Here is a 541-nt window from a genome sequence, read left to right on the forward strand (position 1 = left end):
ACTGAAGCGTTCGTAGATGGCATCAGTAATTGCACTTACCATTTTGCCTGCAATACCACGGGCACCAGAACCATAGATGGTAATGGTCAGCGGGTTCTTGGCAATACCACGTTTCAGTTCGAGGTTGCCCTCTTCATTGATACTGTAGTCAGGAATGAATAAGTCCATCAGAGAAGACAGGTGATTCATCTGAGTATTAACAGCCGGGTTACTGGCATAGGTATTACGCAGGTTAGTCAGTGCAGCTTTCAGGCCATTAGTTGATGCCTCATACAAATCAACACTGTCATCAACAGAACGATGTTCGTTCATCGTCTTACCAGCACGACCAAAGAACAGACCACCTTTAGCAGTATTCTGTAACCACTCTTTGGTGAATTTACCACCAGTCATTAACACCATTGCGTTAATCGGGCCATTGGTTACACCATCAGCCTCAACATACAGAGGAGTGTTGAACTTAGATTTATCTTCAGCATTCAGGTAACGGGCATATTCCATCAGAGCCATGAGAGCTACGAAGGATTTGTCACCACCTAGT

The 541-nt window shown here is 44.7% G+C and carries 1 protein-coding gene; it reads right to left on the reverse strand.

The genetic code is table 11. The annotated features are described in order from the left end of the window. Positions 1-510: hypothetical protein (locus IBX22_RS37185; protein WP_228540231.1), on the reverse strand; the 510-nt coding region annotated here is incomplete at its 3' end. Between the last annotated feature and the right edge of the window lie 31 nt (positions 511-541).

The organism is Nocardia sp. XZ_19_385, from assembly GCF_015355755.1.
In the GTDB taxonomy this organism is placed as follows: Bacteria; Actinomycetota; Actinomycetes; order Mycobacteriales; family Mycobacteriaceae; genus Nocardia.